The sequence below is a fragment of the Paraliomyxa miuraensis genome, from assembly GCF_026337845.1.
In the GTDB taxonomy this organism is placed as follows: domain Bacteria; phylum Myxococcota_A; class Polyangia; order Nannocystales; family Nannocystaceae; genus Paraliomyxa; species Paraliomyxa miuraensis.
Genome location: NZ_JAOVZF010000004.1, coordinates 1 through 205, shown reverse-complemented (window position 1 = coordinate 205; position 205 = coordinate 1). Strand labels below are relative to the sequence as shown.

1 protein-coding gene is annotated in these 205 nt (G+C 69.3%); it reads right to left on the bottom strand.

Annotation, left to right across the window (positions count from 1 at the left end; all coding sequences use genetic code 11):
* A partial coding sequence (locus OEB96_RS00015) for a hypothetical protein (protein ID WP_266213322.1) occupies positions 1-205 on the bottom strand: 205 nt, incomplete at both ends.

Genomic DNA, 205 nt, shown 5'->3' with positions numbered 1-205 from the left:
CGGTCTGAGCGTCCGTGGCCGTGTCTGCCTTCGGTTCTTCCTTCAGCCCCGCCGCGATCTGGCACACGGGTGCGCTGCAGACCTCCTCCTTGGGTGTCTCTCGCGAGCAGCACGCCTTGGCCGACGCCGTGGGCGGCGGGAGTTCCTCGTCCTCGCCGTGGCTCGTGTCCGGGAACCCAGGCGCACCTTCCTTGCTCTCCTTCGC